Here is a 15,811-nt window from a genome sequence, read left to right as displayed (position 1 = left end):
AAAGGTGTGCCAAGAGCGAAACGCACGGGACATCGCCGGGCGGCTCGCGTACCGTTGACCCATGGCTACCGTAGACATTACAGGTGAACAGTTCGCATCAACCGTCGAGAACAACGACATCGTCCTCGTTGATTTCTGGGCCGAATGGTGTGGTCCCTGCAAGCAGTTTGGACCCACGTATTCCGCAGTTTCAGAGAAGCACCCGGACGTCGTCTTCACCAAGGTGGACACCGAAGCCGAACAGCAGCTGGCGGCCGAAGCAGGCATCACGTCCATCCCCACGCTGATGGCCTTCCGCGAAAAGGTGCTGGTCTTCTCGCAGCCCGGCGCGCTGAACGCACAGCAGCTGGAACAGGTGGTTGACGCCGTCAAGGCACTGGACATGGAGGAAGTCCACGCGCACGTGGCCCGCTCGCAAGCCGAGGCAGCCGCCGGCGCCGGCAAGCAGGACGGTACGCAGATCCCGGAGGCCTGAGCCTCTACACGGATTCGCAGCCTTAAAACTGTAAACGCGGGCCCACTTCCGCCCACGAACCCAGGTTCGTACGGGCGGGGTGGCCCCGCGTTTTGTTCGGAAAAGCGGCGGGAACTACAGCCGTTCGAGCTGGACGGGTTCAGCCAGCAGGGCGCTCAGCGATTCGTTGAGGTCCTGGACGGCGGTGCCCTTGGAATGCTTGTCCAGGTCCGCCTCGGAAGCCCACCGCTCAGTCAGCACCAGCTTCTCCTCGGTGGCCTCCGTCAGCTCGTACCGGATGCAGCCGGGTTCGTTGACCACCTCGTCGATCGCGATTTCGAGGGCGAGCTTCACGCGGAAGAATTCGCCGTCGTTGGGGATGAACGTTGCCTTCAGGTCAATGGGTGCACTCATGCGTTTCACAATACCGGGCCGCCCGCGGACCTCCCCGAATATTTTGTAGGGCTTCCTAGTTTTACGCTTCTCTTGCCGGAACTCTGTTGGTAGCGTGCCAGCATGCGCGCTTATACAGCCGGGGACACTGACGTCCCGCTGCTCGAAGAAACCATCGGCCAGAACTTCGAACGGATGGTGGACAGGTTCCCGTTCCACGACGCGCTGATCGAGGCGGCCCCCGTGCCTGGCGCCGATGCCCGCCGCTGGAGCTACACAAAACTGAACGACGACGTCGACAGGCTGGCCCGAGCGCTGCTCGCCCGGGGCGTCGCCACGGGGGAGCGGATCGGGATCTGGAGCCCCAACTGCGCGGAGTGGACCATCCTGCAGTACGCCACGGCCAAAATCGGGGCGGTCCTGGTTAATGTGAACCCGGCCTACCGCAGCCATGAACTGGAGTTCGTGGTGAAGCAGAACGGCATGCGCATGCTCGTGGTGGCGCCGTCGGACCGGAGCAGCGACTACACCGGCATGGCCCGGCAGGCCTTGGCCGAATGCCCTGACCTGAAGGAGCTGGTGTTCCTGCCCGACGGCGGACAACCCCAGCTGCAGGCGGGCGATCCTGAAGCTGAGGCGGAAATGACGTACGCCGAGCTGCTCAAGCGCGCAGACGACGTCGGGCATTCCGCCCTGAAGGCCCGCCTCGCGGGGCTGGCCCCGGACGATCCCATCAACCTGCAGTACACGTCGGGCACTACCGGGTTCCCCAAGGGCGCCACCCTCACGCACCGCAACATCCTGAACAACGGGTATTCCATCGGCGAGCTGCTGGGCTACACGGAGCATGACCGGGTGGTGATTCCGGTGCCGTTCTATCACTGCTTCGGGATGGTGATCGGCAACGTGAATGCCCTGAGCCACGGCGCGGCAACCATCATTCCGGGACGGACCTTCACCCCGGCCGCTGCGCTGGAAGCCGTCCACGACTTCGGCGGAACCTCCCTCTACGGCGTGCCCACCATGTTCATCGCCGAACTCGCGCTGCCGGACTTCGCCTCCTATGACCTGTCCACGCTGCGCACCGGCGTCATGGCCGGATCCCCATGTCCGATCGAGGTGATGAACCGGGTCATCTCCGAGATGAACATGAAGGACGTGGCCATCTGCTACGGCATGACGGAGACCTCCCCGGTGTCCACCATGACCCGGGCCGGCGACACCATGCTGCAGCGTACGGAAACCGTGGGGCGGACCATGCCGCAGCTGGAGAGCCAGGTGGTGGACCCGGTGACGGGCAGCGTGCTGGAGCGCGGGGAGATCGGCGAGCTGTGCACCCGGGGCTACGCCGTCATGAAGGGGTACTGGAACCAGCCGGACAAAACCGCCGAGGCCATCGACTCGGATGGCTGGATGCACACCGGCGACCTCGCCCGCATGGACGACGACGGTTACGTGGTGATCGAGGGCCGGATCAAGGACATGGTGATCCGCGGCGGCGAGAACATCTACCCCCGCGAGATCGAGGAGTTCCTCTACACCCATCCCTCGATCCAGGACGTCCAGGTCATCGGCGTCCCCGATGCCAGGTACGGCGAGGAACTCATGGCCTGCATCATCCTCAAACCCGGAGCGGAACCGGTGGACGCGGCCGGCGTCGCGGACTTCTGCCGGGGCAGGCTGGCCCACTATAAGATCCCGCGCTACGTCGAAGTCCGCGACAGCTTCCCCATGACGGTCTCCGGGAAAATCCGGAAGGTGGAGATGCGGCAGGAGGCCGTGGCCCGGCTGGGGCTGTGATCTTCGAGGGCCGCAAGTGTCCGTTCGCGCTCAGCCTGCGCTGGGAGAAGCGCGAACGGACAGTTAAGGCCCCTCCCGCTAGCTGATGTTCCGGTTGATGGCCCGGACCCCCACCACGAGCCCGACGGCGGCAGTCACCGCCGCCGCGATGAGCCCCAGGAGCGTGTCCGCACCAATGTTCCCCGCGAACAGCTCCCGCTCCGCATTGACGAGATAAGTCAGCGGGTTGAACAAGCTGGCAGTCTTCATCCAGCCGGGCCCCGCTTCGATCGGCAGCATGATGCCGGAGAGGATCATGAGCGGGAACAGCAGCGTCTGCTGCACACCCCAGAAGATCCACTCCTTGTTCTGCGAGACCAGGGCCAGCGAGTAGGACAGCGCGCCGAGGCCGATGCCGAAGATGCCCAGGATGACCAGGCCGAACAGCACGTGCAGCGGATAGAAGACGAAGCCGAACGGGATGCAGACCAGGGCGATCAGCAACCCCTGCACCACCAGCGGCGCCCATTCCTTCAATGCCCGCCCGATCATCAGGGACGAGCGGGACAGCGGCGTGGCCAGGATCCGTTCGTAGGAACCCGTCATGAGCTCATACTGCAGGTTGGAACCGGTCATGGACGTCCCGAACAACGCGATCATCACCACCACGCCGGGCAGGAACCATTGCAGGGTGGATTGCCCGCCGAACGCCGGCGCCCCCACGGCGGAGCCGAGCAGCGGCCCGAACAGGCCCAGGAAGACGAGCGGCTGGAGCAGCGAAAAGACCAGCGAAAAGGGGTCGCGCAGTGGCAGCAGCATCTCCCGCCAGAACACGTACCTTGTGTCATGGAGGACCTGGCCGAGGCCGGCTTTCTTCACGAAGCCGGGGGTGCCCTGCACAGTCATCAGCGGTTCGCCCCTTCCCTGAGGTTGCGGCCGGTGAGCTCCAGGAACACGTCGTCCAGCGTGGGCGGCTTCAGCTCCAGGGACTGGGCGGGAGCGCCGGCGTCGTGCATTTCCTTCAGCAAGCCGGGCGCCAGCCGGGCCCCTTCGATAAGCCGGAGACGGAAGCTGACCACGCCGTCGTGCGTGTTCTCCTGCACGTCACCGCCGGCGGCCGCCCGCCCCAGCAGCCCGCGGACGCCGGCCGCTGCATCGGCCGCCACGTCCACGGCCAGCAGGTCACCGGCAAGGTTGGCCTTGAGGCGGGCCGCGGTATCGTCGGCAATGATCCGGCCGTGGTCGATGACGATCACCCGCTCGGACATGGAGTCGGCTTCGTCCATGTAGTGCGTGGTGAGGACGATGGTGGTCCCGTGCTCGGCCCGCATCCGCATGATGTGTTCCCACAGGTTGGCCCTGTTCTGCGGGTCCATGCCGGTGGACGGTTCGTCCAGGAACAGCAGCTGCGGTGAGTGCATGAGGCCCAGGGCCACGTCCATCCGGCGCCGCTGCCCGCCGGAGAGTTTGATGACCGTGCGTTTGGCGAGGTCGGCCAGGTCCAGGGACGTCAGCAGCTCCTGCGCCCGGGCGGCGGCATCGGCAGTGTTCATCCCGTAGAACCGTCCCTGCATGACCAGTTCGTCAATCACCCGGAAACTGTGGCCGCCCCCGTTTCCCTGCCCGATGTACCCGATCCGTGCCCGCACCCCGGCCGGGTCTGCCGACACGTCCACACCGGCCACCGTTGCAGTTCCTGAGGTGGGCCGGAGCAGCGTGGTCAGCATCCGCAGGGTGGTGGACTTGCCCGCGCCGTTGGGGCCGAGGAACGCCACGAGTTCGCCGGGGGCGACGTCGATGTCGACGCCCTTGACGGCCTCGATGGTTTCCTTCTTGACCGTGAAGTTCTTGGTGAGTTTCCGGGTGTGGATCACGGTGCGCTCCAGGCTGCGGGTCATTGCGTTCTGGCTGCCGGCGGTCCTGGCTGCGGGACGCCATGCCGCCACGCTATACCCGGCGGGCGGGGGCGTCCACAGTTGCGGCCACAGGGGCGGGGCCGCACGTGTCCGTTCGCGCTCCATAGTTCGCGGTCCGTGGTTAGTGCCGGTGGCTAGTGGCGGCGGTGGTCCTGGATGGTCATGCGGGGGCCGAACGTGGGTTTCCGGAACCCGCTGAGGCCGATCATCCGCACCACCCGCTGCCGGTGCCCTTGCCACGGCGCCAGCAGCCTCAGCATCCCTGCGTCGTCCGTCCTCCGGCCGGTCAGCGCGGCACCGACGTAGGCCGCGAGATGGTAGTCGCCCACCGCGATGGAGTCCGGGCAGCCGTGGGTCCGCTGCACCACTTCCGCCGTGGTCCACACGCCGATACCGGGAATGGTCTGCATTGTGGCTGCCGCCTCCGCCGCCGGCACCGCCGCCAGCCGTTCAAGGGCGACGGCGGAACGCAGCGCCCGCATGACCGTCGCCGACCGCTGCGGGCCAACGCCTGCCTTGTGCCATTCCCACGACGGGATGCGCAGCCACTGCTCCGGTGTGGGCTGGAGGCGGAGCCCGGCCGGTGCGGCCGTGCCGGCTGCGGGCGCGGCGTCGCCAAAGCGGTACACCAGGTAGCGGTAGCCCCGCCGGGCTTCGATGACCGTGACCTTCTGCTCAAGAATGGTGGGCACCAGGGAATCGACCATGCGGCCGGTGGCCGGCAGCCGCAACGCAGGGTTCCGGCGTCGCGCCTCCACCACCATCCGGGGAAGCGTGGCGTGGAACCCAGGGTGGTCGAAAGCGGACCAGTCGTCCCCGCTGCCCAGCAGCCGCGGCGCGGCGGCCACGGCCTGGTCCGACCCCGGCCCCCAGGCCTGGACATCAACCGCCGGTTCGCGGGGGTCCCCGGAAACGGTGACACGCAGGGTCACCGGGCCGGCCGGCGTCGTGAAGGCCATCCAGAGCCCATCCGGCCCCGGCGAGAACGCAGGATCCCCGTTCCCTCGCATGAGCGTGCCGAGGCTCTGCAGGAGGTTGAACGGGCCGCCGGGATGCCACCGCAAAGAGGAGTCCGCCGCGGCGGCCAGGCCGGCGGGGACGTCTGCGATGGTCATGGGACTATCGTCCCACGCAGGGCTGACAGGCGAGGAAACCAGCAAGGCCGAACGGCCCTGCCCGTCACGGACAGCCGGGCCTAGACTCCAGATGTGGCGCGGACCGCCCGCGCCGGCCCATGAGGCCAGACGGTAGGACCAAGGTGAGAACAGTGGCCGGAGGAGTGGTGCACTTCGAGATCCCCGCGGACGACGAAAGCCGCGCACGGGACTTCTATACATCCGCTTTCGGGTGGGAATTTCAGGTCCTGCCCGAGATGGAATACAGCCTGGCGATGACGACGCCGATGGACCAGGAGGGCAGGCCCACTGTTCCCGGGACGATCAATGGCGGGCTGTTCAAGCGCGGTGACCTGACCGCCCCCGTTGTCACGGTTGACGTCGAGGACATCGACGCGGCGCTTGAGAAGATCGCCGCCCTGGGCGGCGCGGTCTTCCGGGCCAAGATGGAGGTTCCGGGCATGGGATGGAACGCCTATTTCAAGGACAGCGAGGGCAACATCGTGGGCCTGTGGCAGAACGCCGAACCCGGCTCCAGCCCCGCCGCCAGCCCGGAAGCCGCTGCGAACGACATCGGAGCGTAGCCGCCGGAGGACGCTCCGGCCCGGGGCGCGGGCGCGGCCCGCCGCCGAGGCAGGGGGAACAGGTCCGAGACGGTAACTTTGTACCTATGAAGTACGCCCCGTCCGTCCTGGACCTCATCGGCAATACGCCCCTCGTCAAGCTCAACCACGTCACCGACGGCATCAAAGCCACCGTCCTGGCCAAGGTGGAATACCTGAACCCGGGCGGGTCCATCAAGGACCGGATCGCGGCGAAGATGATCGAGGAGGCCGAGCGGGACGGCAAGCTGCTGCCCGGCGGAACCATTGTTGAACCCACGTCGGGCAACACCGGTGTCGGACTGGCCCTGGTTGCCCAGCAGAAGGGCTACCGCTGCGTCTTCGTCGTGCCGGACAAGGTGGGCGAGGACAAGCGCGCCGTCCTGCAGGCGTACGGCGCCGAAGTGGTGGTGACGCCCACCGCCGTCGCCCCGGACAGCCCGCAGAGCTACTACAGCGTGTCGGACCGCCTGGTCACCGAAATCCCCGGCGCCTACAAGCCGGACCAGTTCTCCAACCCCGCAGCCCCCGGCAGCCATTACGAAACCACCGGACCCGAAATCTGGCGCGACACCGACGGCCGGATCACGCACTGCGTGATCGGAGCCGGCACGGGCGGCACCATCACCGGAACCGGGCGCTACCTCAAGGAAGTTTCCGCCAACCGGCCAGAAGCCGACGGCGGACGCGTGCGGATCATCGGTGCCGACCCCGCAGGCTCCGTGTACTCCGGCGGCACCGGCCGGCCGTATTTCGTGGAGGGCGTCGGCGAGGACATGTGGCCGGCCAACTACGACAGAGCCGTTCCGGACGACGTGATTGCCGTCAGCGATGCCGAGTCCTTCGAGATGACCCGCAGGCTGGCCCGCGAAGAGGGCCTGCTGGTGGGCGGATCCTCCGGCATGGCCGTGGTGGCCGCCCTGCGGGTAGCCAAGGACCTGCCCGAGGACGCCGTGGTGGTTGTGATCCTCCCCGATTCGGGCCGCGGCTACCTGGCCAAGATCTTCAACGACCAGTGGATGCGGTCCTACGGGTTCCTGTCCGGAGGCGAAGAGGACTCGGTGGGCGAGGTGCTCAAGTCGAAGACCGGTGAACTCCCGGAGCTGGTGCACATCCACCCGAACGAAACCGTCCGTGATGTCATCAACATCATGAACGAGTACGGCGTCTCCCACATCCCGGTCCTGTCCCAGGAACCGCCGGTGGTCATGGGCGAGGTGCTGGGCGCCGTGGACGAACGGAGCCTCACCTCCAAGCTGTTCCGCGGCGAGGCAAAACTGACGGACAAAATCTCCGAGCACATGGGGCCCAGGCTGCCCGTGATCGGCTCGCTGGAAACCATTTCCGCGGCCCGCGAACTGCTCTCCGACGTGGACACCGTGATGGTGACGTTCGTCGGCGCCCCGGTGGGCATCCTAACCCGCCACGACCTCCTCGCCTACCTCAGCCACTAATCCTGCTCCAGGCACGATCAGCAGGCACGCTCAGCAGCCGAAAGGAACTCCATGTCCCACGAAAACCAAGGGTTCAACACCCGCGCAGTCCACGCCGGCCAGGCCTTCGAGCCCCGCACCGGCGCCGTTGTACCCCCGCTGCACTTCAGCTCCACCTATGCCCAGGACGGCATCGGCGGGCTCCGTGACGGCTACGAGTATGGCCGCGGCGGCAACCCCACCCGCGACGCCCTGCAGGAACAGCTTGCGGCGCTCGAAGGCGGCTCGCACGCGTACTCCTTCAGCTCGGGACTGGCCGCGGAGGATTCCCTCATCCGGGCACTCACCCGCCCCGGGGACCACATCGTGCTGGGCAACGACGCCTACGGCGGAACCTACCGCCTGATCAGCCGCGTGCTGGGAGACTGGGGGATCGGGAACACCCCCGTGGACATGGCCGACCTCGACGCCGTCGCGGCTGCCATCGGGGCCAACAAGACCCGCCTCGTGTGGGTGGAGACGCCGTCCAACCCGATGATGAAGATCACCGACATTGAGGCGCTCGCCAAACTGGCGCACGACGCCGGCGCCCTCCTGGTGGTGGACAACACCTTCGCCTCGCCCTACCTGCAGACCCCGCTGGCACTCGGAGCGGACATCGTGGTGCACTCCACCACCAAGTACATCGGCGGCCACTCCGACGTCGTGGGCGGCGCGATCGTGGTCAACGACGCCGGGCTTGCGGAGAAGATCGGCTTCGTCCAGTTCGCCGTCGGCGCCGTGTCCGGCCCGATGGATGCCTTCCTCACCACCCGCGGGCTCAAGACCCTCGGCGTTCGGATGGACCGGCACAGCGACAACGGCCAGGCGGTGGCCGAATGGCTGCTGCAGCGGCCCGAGGTGGAAGCCGTGCTGTACCCGGGCCTGCCCTCGCACCCCGGCCACGAACTGGCCAGGAAGCAGATGAAGAAGTTCGGCGGCATGGTGTCCGTGCAGTTCAAGGGCGGCGAAGCCGCTGCCCGCACGGTCGCGGAAAACACGTCCGTGTTCACCCTGGCCGAGTCCCTGGGCGGCATCGAGTCGCTCATGAACTACCCCTCGGAAATGACGCACGCCTCCGTCAAGGGAACCGAACTCGCTGTTCCGGTCAACCTGATCCGGCTGTCCTGCGGCATCGAGGACGTCGAGGACCTCATCGCGGACCTGGAGCACGCCTTCACCTTCATCGGGACGGGCAGCTAGCAGCCGGTGACCACCTCGCTACGGGCCGCATCGGCCACCACCCGCGGCTGGCTCGCGACGGCGGCCGGCGCTGCCGCCGTCGTCCTCGCCCTTGTGGTTCTGTACTCCGCGTACATTCCGCTGATGAACGACTTTGAGGTCTACTACTACGGCGGCAGCCGGGTGTTGCAGACCGGCGAGACCGGGGTCAACGAGCTGTATGCGCCGCGCGACGGCCTTCCGTTCACCTACCCGCCGTTCGCCGCGCTGCTTTTTGCTCTGCTGGCCACGCTCAGCATCGGCGCGAGCAGCCTCATCTTCATCACGACGGCGCTGGCTGGCGCCGCCGTCGTGTCGGCGTGGCTGGCGCGGCACTATTTCGGGCTCCGCCGCTGGAAGGATGCGTTCGCCGACTGGCGGTTCCGGGTCGTGGCGCTCGCGGGAGCGGCGGCGATCCTGCTGCTGGGCCCGTGGCGCGACACGTTCGACTTCGGCCAGATCAACATCATCCTGATGGGCCTGATCCTCGCGGACTTCGCGCTATACGGGAAGTCGCGGGCCGGTGAGCTGCGCTGGCCGGCCGGACTGCTGATCGGCCTGGCGGCAGGGATCAAGCTGACGCCGCTCGCGTTCGGGCTGTACTTCCTGGTTCGCCGCGACTTCAAGGCGCTCGGCTGGATGGCTGCCGGCTTCTTTGGTTCCATTGCCCTCTCCTGGGCCGTGCTCCCGCATGCCTCGCTGACGTTCTGGACCAAAATCCTGCCGGACACCGGACGGATCGGCGGGCCCGGCTACGTGGACAACCTGTCCGTCAAGGGCCTGCTGCTCCACCTCGGCCTGCCGGACTCCGGACTCACCAGCGCCGTGTGGCTGGTCCTGTCCCTGGCGCTGGTGGGCGTGGCGGCGCTGGTCATCAAATGGGCAGTGGACGCCGACGAGAACTTCGTGGCCGTGTCCGCCACCGCCGTGCTCATGCTCCTCATCAGCCCGGTCTCCTGGTCCCACCACTGGGTGTGGATGGCCGTGGCGCTTCCGTCCATGGCGTTCGCGCTGCACCGCGTCCCCTCGAAGGACGGGCGGATGCGGCTCGCCGGGTGGGTCATCGTGGCTGCCTCCGTGGTGGCGTTCTACCTGACGCCCAAGTACCTGGCCGTGATGGCGGGCGCCCAGGAATGGGGCAAGGACCCGCAGACGCAGTGGCAGCTCACTGTGTCCAGCCTGGGCGTGGTGTGCGGCATCGCCATGCTGGCGTACTGGGCCCTGGCCTACCGTCCGTCCAGGGCCGCGCTCCGCTGACTTCTTTACCCGGGCGAGCTAGCTTTCTTGAAGATAGTCAGCTACGGTTGCCTGCATGGCACTCCGCTCTGACTGGTCCCAACGCACCTGCGCCATGGCCCGCGGCCTGGACATCCTGGGCGATCCCTGGAGCATGCTGGTGCTCCGCGAAGTCTTCTTCGGCAACGGCCGTTTCGACGCCATGAAGCAGCGGCTGATGGTGGCCGATTCAGTGCTCACCAAACGCCTGGCCGGCCTGGTGGACGCCGGGCTCCTGGAGCGAAAACCGTACGACGACGGCGGCCGCACCCGCCAGGAGTATGTGCTCACCGGGAAAGGCGAGGATGCGCTGCCGGTGCTCAACGCCGTCGTGATCTGGGCCGAAAAGCACCTGCCGGCACCGTCCGAAACGGCGCACATGTTTGTCATCCACACAACATGCGGGGAACGTACCTCCTCGGCGGACACCTGCACGGCCTGCGGTGAGCGGCTCACAGCGGACAACACCAGCTGGCACAGCCTCACCCGCACAGCGGAGCCCGTCCGGCTGGCCACCTCCACCTCACAGAACGGACCCGCGGCATGAGCGCCTCCGAGGCCACCCTTCCGTCCGCGCCCAACAAGAAGCCGCTCCGTCGGCTCCATCCCGCGTGGATCGTTGCCGCCGTCGCATTCCTGGCCCTGGTGGGCGCTGCCGGTTTCCGGGCCGCCCCCGGCGTCCTGATGGTGCCGCTGCAGAGCGAGTTCGGCTGGTCCACCACCGTGCTGTCCGCCGCCGTCAGCATCAACCTGGTGCTGTTCGGCCTCACCGCGCCCTTTGCCGCAGCGCTGATGGAGAGGTTCGGCATCCGCGCCGTGACGTCGGTGGCCCTGGTCCTGATCGGCGCCGGCAGCGCCCTGACCGTCCTGGTGAACCAGTCGTGGCAGATCCTGCTGACCTGGGGGCTGCTGATCGGGCTGGGAACCGGATCCATGGCGCTGGTGTTCGCGGCCACCATCGCCAACACCTGGTTCACCAAGAGCCGCGGCCTGGTGATCGGCATCCTGACGGCCGGAAGCGCCGCGGGACAGCTGGTGTTCCTGCCCTTCATTGCCATGCTGGCCCAGGATCCCGGGTGGCGTCAGGCCTCCCTGCTCATTGCCGCCGGTGCACTGGCCGTGGTGCCGCTGGTGCTCAAATTCCTCAAGAACTCACCCGCCGACGCAGGAGTACTGCCCTACGGCGCCGACACCGCACCGGAGCCGGCCGCCGCGCCGGGTTCCGGTGGGACCGCCACACCGAACGGGGCTACGGCTGTCCCGAGCGGCAACGCTGCCGTGCGGGCACTCCAGGTGCTCAAACGCGCCAGCAGGGTCCGGACCTTCTGGGCGCTGGTGGCCGGCTTCGCCATCTGCGGGGCCACCACCAACGGGCTCATCGGCACCCACTTCATCCCGTCCGCGCACGACCATGGCATGGCGGAAACGACGGCGGCGGGCCTGCTCGCCGTCGTCGGAATCTTTGACATTGTGGGTACCATCGCGTCCGGCTGGCTGACGGACCGCTTCAACCCGCGCATCCTGCTGGCGGTCTACTACCAGTTCCGCGGCATCGGACTGCTGGTGCTGCCGCTGCTGCTCAGCGCCACGGTCCAGCCCAGCATGATCGTGTTCGTGGTGATTTACGGGCTGGACTGGGTGGCCACGGTCCCACCCACTGCCGCCATTTGCCGGCAGGTGTTCGGCGCCGACGGCAGCGTGGTGTTCGGCTGGGTGTTCGCCGCCCACCAGCTCGGCGCAGCCGCCGCGGCACTGGGCGCCGGTGCCATCCGCGACGCCACCGGACAGTACACCTACGCCTGGTTCGGCGCTGCCGCCATGTGCACCATTGCCGCCGTCATCAGCGCCACCATCCGCAAGGACGCCGGAGTGCGGGAACCCGTCCTGGTGGAGGCCAGGGCCGCCGAGCACTGAGGGCAGGTGCCACGCCGGGGCATACGCGGGCGTAGCCGGGCGTAGCATTACCGGGCGGCTTGCCGTGCCACGCCGGGGCGTAGCGGGGGAGCGGGCCGCGGTTTCAGTAGGATGTGAGGACAAGCGCCGGATCCGGCGCGGGTCAGCCGGCACATCATCGCGATTTGCGCGCAACGCGCCTACAGTGGCGCCCTTTGCAGGAACAACGTTTGGGGACACGGGATGGCACTGCTTGCCGCAAAAAAGCCTGGGACCGAGAAGGCGAACAACGCCGCCACGCCCGCCGGAGCCTGGTACCGCAGCAGGCTGGCCTGGGGCATCGCCGGGGAGCTCGTGACGTTGCTGGCCGTGCTGGCGGCTGCGCTGTTCATGTCCGCACGGCTTGACGTCTGGGGCGAGCAGGGCCTCGATTTCAGTGTCTACTGGCACGGCGGCAAGATCCTGAACGAAGCCGGCCAGGCGCCGTCGAACCTTTACAGCCGGACCGTGGGCTGGGCCGGCGGGCCGGAGCTGCCGTTCACGTACCCGCCGTTCTCCGCGCTGCTCTTCGGCCTGCTGGCCAGGCTGCCGGAGGAATCCGCCCTGTTGCTGTTCAACGCCGCCGGTGCTGCCGTGGCCGTGTGGGTCGCCGTGCGCGGAGTGCGCTACTGGAGTGCCAAGCAGGACTGGCGCAGCACCTTCGGAGCCCCCGGGTCCACGGCCGTTTCCGGCTTCAAGGCAACCCGGAACCGGTGGGGCGCCGTCATCCTGCTGCTGGCCGTCATCAACCTGGGCCCGTGGCGCGAGACCCTGGCGTTCGGCCAGATCAATATTCTGCTGATGGGGCTCATGGCGGCCGACCTCCTGGCCCGGAACCAGCGCTGGAACCAGGGTTTCCCGGGCCGCGGCTTCCTGGTGGGCATGGCTGCCGGCATCAAACTGACGCCGCTGGTCTTCGGTCTGTACTTCCTGGTCCGCAAGGACTGGCGCGGGCTCTTCAACATGGCCGGCGGGTTCGCCGCTACCGTGCTCCTGGGATGGTTGGTCCGCCCGGCGGAATCGTTCCGGTTCTGGCTGGAGATCCTCCCGGACACCTCACGGATCGGCGGGGCAGGCTACGTGGACAACCTGTCCATCAAGGGCGCGCTGCTGCATTTCGGTGTTCCCGAAGCCGGCGTCACCGTCCCGTGGCTCCTGCTGAGCCTGTTGGTGACGGGCATGGGCGCCATGGTGATCAAGGCCGCCAGCGACCAGGGCGCCAGGGTGGTGGCCATTTCGGCAACTGCCCTCACCATGCTGCTCATCAGCCCCGTGTCCTGGTCACACCACTGGGTGTGGATGGCGGCCGTCCTCCCCGCGTTCGCCTGGACCATGCGCGAGACGCCGCACCGCCACCTGGCCACCCGCTGGCTGATGGGCGGAGTGCTGGGTGCCTCGATCATCGTGTTCTTCTTTTCGCCCAAGAGCATCGGGGAGGCCCTGGGAGCGGAGAACCTTGGCTTCCAGGCACCCGAGCCGTGGCTTATGGCCTCCAGCGCCGGCGTGTTCTGCGCCGTGGCAATCCTGGCTTGCTGGCTCGTGGTGCTCCGGCGGGGCTCGCTGGCTGAGGTGCCCGCATGAGCCGGACAGCCCTGGTGACCGGCGTCGGCCGCCTCGCCGGAATCGGTGCGGGCATTTCCCGCCGCCTCGCCGCCGACGGCTGGGACCTGGTGCTGACCTACTGGCAGGAATACGACTCCCGGATGCCCTGGGGAGTCCAGCCCGACGACGTCGAACGCCTCGCAGCGGAGCTGGAGGCAACCGGCGCGCGGGTCGTTGCCCTGCCGGCTGACCTGGAGGATCCGCTGGCCGTGGAGCGGCTGATGGCCGCGGCCGCGGAGCAGGCCGGACCGCTGCAGGGGCTGGTCCTCAGCCACGCCGAGTCCGTGGACTCCGGCATCCTGGACACCACCCTGGCCAGCTGGGAACGGCACTTCGCCGTCAACACGCGGGCCAGCTGGCAGCTGATCGCTGCGTTCGCCCGGCAGGCAGCACACGACGGCGGCGCCATCGTGGCGCTGACCAGTGACCACACGGCGTTCAACCTTCCGTACGGCGCGTCCAAGGGTGCCCTGGACCGGACAGTGATTGCCGCGGCACGGGAGCTGGGCCCGCTCGGGATCACGGCGAACGTGCTGAATCCCGGCCCGGTGGACACCGGCTGGATGGACCAGCAGCTGCGCGAGGACCTCACGCGGCGTCAGCCTGGCGGGCGGCTGGGGACCCCTGCGGATGTGGCGGGAACCGTGGCCTTCCTGCTGTCGCCGGAGGGCCGCTGGGTGTCCGGGCAGCTGATCAAAGCCGACGGCGGCTTCTCGGCCTAGGTTCACCCACCCGCCGGGCGGCCAAGGATCCCAACTAGGTAGCAGCAGGTGTCGTTATGAGCCGTCAAAACGACACCTGCTGCTACCTAGTCGGGCGGGGTTAGCGGAAGGCGCCGATGCCGGTGATGTGCTGGCCCAGGATCAGCGTGTGGACCTCGTCCGTGCCTTCGTAGGTCCGCACCGACTCGAGGTTGGCGGCGTGCCGCAGCGGCGAATAGTCCAGCGTGATCCCGTTGCCGCCCAGGATGGAGCGGGCCTCGCGGGCAATCGCCAGGGCCTCGCGCACGTTGTTCAGCTTGCCCAGGGAGATCTGCTCCGGCCGCAGCGTGCCGGCGTCCTTGAGCCGGCCCAGGTGGAGCGCCAGCATGGTGCCCTTCTGGATCTCCAGGAGCATGTTCACCAGCTTCTCCTGGGTGAGCTGGTAGCCTGCCAGCGGTTTGCCGAACTGGAGCCTGTCCTGCGAGTACTTCAGCGCGGCTTCGTAGGAATCGCGGGCTGCACCCATGGCGCCCCAGGCAATCCCGTACCGGGCCTCGTTGAGGCAGGTGAAGGGGCCGCGCAGGCCGCGGGCACCCGGCAGCAGGGCCTCGGGTCCCAGCCGTACGCCGTCGAACACCACATCGCACTGGATCGAAGCGCGCATCGAAAGCTTCCGGCCGATCGGAGTGGCGGTGACTCCGGGGGTTCCGGCGGGCACCAGAAAGCCGCGGACGCCGTCGTCGGTCATCGCCCACACCACCATCACGCCTGCGACGGAAGCCAGCCCGATCCAGCGCTTGGCACCGTCAAGCACCCAGCCGGCCTCATCCCCTGAACCGTCGCGGCGGGCCACGGTGGTCATCGAGGAAGGGTCCGATCCAGCTGTGGGTTCGGTCAGCGCGAAGCAGCCGATCACCTCACCGGCGGCCATCCGGGGAAGCCATTCCTGCTTCTGCTCCTCGGACCCCCACTTGTGGATGGCGGTCATGGCCAGGGAACCCTGCACCGAAACGAAGGTGCGGATCCCGGAGTCGCCGGCCTCCAGTTCCATCGCGGCCAGGCCGTATTCGACGGCGGAGCGCCCCGGGCAGCGGTAGCCCTCCAGATGCATGCCAAGGACGCCCAGTTCGCCGAGTTCGGGAGCAAGATCCAGCGGAAAAGTCGCGTCGTCGTACCAGCGGGCAATGTCCGGCTTGATCCGTTGGTCCGTGAAATCGCGGATCCGTTCCCGGAGCGCCAGCTCCTCCGGGGTCAGGAGGGCGTCCAGCGCCAAGACGTCCGAGGGGTCCGGAACGGAGGTCAGGTCAGCGGCGTTGCTCATTGGAGCATCCTACGGGTTCCGCCGTGCG

Annotated in this window: 15 protein-coding genes; 10 read left to right on the top strand and 5 right to left on the bottom strand. The window is 67.8% G+C overall.

The window, feature by feature from the left end; translation table 11 throughout:
* Positions 1-61: 61 nt before the first annotated feature.
* On the top strand, positions 62-475 hold the full coding sequence (gene trxA / locus RW112_RS04125; RefSeq protein WP_305941881.1) for a thioredoxin: 414 nt from the start codon (positions 62-64) through the stop codon (positions 473-475).
* A gap of 114 nt (positions 476-589) precedes the next feature.
* Here the strand turns inward: trxA and RW112_RS04120 are convergent, their stop codons facing one another.
* Positions 590-868: a putative quinol monooxygenase gene (locus RW112_RS04120; RefSeq protein ID WP_317780516.1), complete on the bottom strand. Its 279-nt coding sequence runs from the start codon at positions 866-868 to the stop codon at positions 590-592.
* 102 nt (positions 869-970) lie between these two features.
* On the opposite strand from RW112_RS04120, the gene RW112_RS04115 reads away from it, so the two are divergent.
* Complete coding sequence (locus RW112_RS04115; protein WP_317780515.1) at positions 971-2,647, top strand: AMP-binding protein; 1,677 nt, start codon at positions 971-973, stop codon at positions 2,645-2,647.
* 78 nt (positions 2,648-2,725) lie between these two features.
* Here RW112_RS04115 and RW112_RS04110 read toward each other — a convergent pair whose 3' ends face one another.
* From RW112_RS04110 to RW112_RS04100, 3 genes are all read right to left on the bottom strand, one after another.
* Positions 2,726-3,532 carry an ABC transporter permease gene (locus RW112_RS04110; RefSeq protein WP_317780514.1) on the bottom strand — a complete coding sequence of 269 codons (807 nt, stop codon included), beginning with the start codon at positions 3,530-3,532 and terminating at the stop codon, positions 2,726-2,728.
* Positions 3,532-4,524, bottom strand: a complete 993-nt coding sequence (locus tag RW112_RS04105; protein WP_317780513.1) for an ABC transporter ATP-binding protein — start codon at positions 4,522-4,524, stop codon at positions 3,532-3,534. Before RW112_RS04105 ends, RW112_RS04110 begins: the two co-directional genes overlap by 1 nt.
* Before the next feature lie 152 nt (positions 4,525-4,676).
* A complete protein-coding gene (locus RW112_RS04100) occupies positions 4,677-5,657 on the bottom strand; it encodes a 3-methyladenine DNA glycosylase (RefSeq protein WP_317780512.1) in 981 nt (326 codons plus the stop codon).
* A gap of 152 nt (positions 5,658-5,809) precedes the next feature.
* Here RW112_RS04100 and RW112_RS04095 point away from each other — a divergent pair, with 152 nt between their 5' ends.
* The 8 genes from RW112_RS04095 to RW112_RS04060 all read left to right on the top strand — a co-directional run bounded on the left by RW112_RS04095 (position 5,810) and on the right by RW112_RS04060 (position 14,483).
* Positions 5,810-6,241, top strand: coding sequence for a VOC family protein (locus tag RW112_RS04095; protein WP_317780511.1), 432 nt, complete (start codon positions 5,810-5,812; stop codon positions 6,239-6,241).
* 86 nt (positions 6,242-6,327) lie between these two features.
* The gene (locus tag RW112_RS04090; RefSeq protein ID WP_317780510.1) at positions 6,328-7,713 is read left to right on the top strand and encodes a cystathionine beta-synthase; all 1,386 of its coding nucleotides are present in this window, start codon (positions 6,328-6,330) and stop codon (positions 7,711-7,713) included.
* A gap of 51 nt (positions 7,714-7,764) precedes the next feature.
* On the top strand, positions 7,765-8,934 hold the full coding sequence (locus RW112_RS04085; protein WP_317780509.1) for a cystathionine gamma-synthase: 1,170 nt from the start codon (positions 7,765-7,767) through the stop codon (positions 8,932-8,934).
* A gap of 6 nt (positions 8,935-8,940) precedes the next feature.
* Complete coding sequence (locus RW112_RS04080) at positions 8,941-10,209, top strand: glycosyltransferase 87 family protein (RefSeq protein ID WP_317780508.1); 1,269 nt, start codon at positions 8,941-8,943, stop codon at positions 10,207-10,209.
* A 55-nt stretch (positions 10,210-10,264) separates the two neighbouring features.
* A complete protein-coding gene (locus RW112_RS04075) occupies positions 10,265-10,774 on the top strand; it encodes a helix-turn-helix domain-containing protein (RefSeq protein WP_317780507.1) in 510 nt (169 codons plus the stop codon).
* The gene (locus RW112_RS04070; RefSeq protein WP_317780506.1) at positions 10,771-12,141 is read left to right on the top strand and encodes an MFS transporter; all 1,371 of its coding nucleotides are present in this window, start codon (positions 10,771-10,773) and stop codon (positions 12,139-12,141) included. The genes RW112_RS04075 and RW112_RS04070 overlap by 4 nt, the downstream gene beginning before the upstream one ends.
* A gap of 222 nt (positions 12,142-12,363) precedes the next feature.
* Positions 12,364-13,740: a glycosyltransferase 87 family protein gene (locus RW112_RS04065; RefSeq protein WP_317780505.1), complete on the top strand. Its 1,377-nt coding sequence runs from the start codon at positions 12,364-12,366 to the stop codon at positions 13,738-13,740.
* Positions 13,737-14,483: an SDR family oxidoreductase gene (locus RW112_RS04060; protein ID WP_305941869.1), complete on the top strand. Its 747-nt coding sequence runs from the start codon at positions 13,737-13,739 to the stop codon at positions 14,481-14,483. Before RW112_RS04065 ends, RW112_RS04060 begins: the two co-directional genes overlap by 4 nt.
* 100 nt (positions 14,484-14,583) lie before the next feature.
* On the opposite strand, the gene RW112_RS04055 is transcribed toward RW112_RS04060, so the two are convergent.
* Complete coding sequence (locus RW112_RS04055; protein WP_317780504.1) at positions 14,584-15,783, bottom strand: acyl-CoA dehydrogenase family protein; 1,200 nt, start codon at positions 15,781-15,783, stop codon at positions 14,584-14,586.
* Positions 15,784-15,811: the final 28 nt, after the last annotated feature.

Origin of the sequence: Arthrobacter sp. B10-11 (assembly GCF_033142195.1) — a bacterium.
Lineage (GTDB): Bacteria > Actinomycetota > Actinomycetes > Actinomycetales > Micrococcaceae > Arthrobacter > Arthrobacter oryzae_C.
Note: the sequence above shows the minus strand (reverse complement) of the source record. Positions and strands in the feature narration are given on the sequence as shown.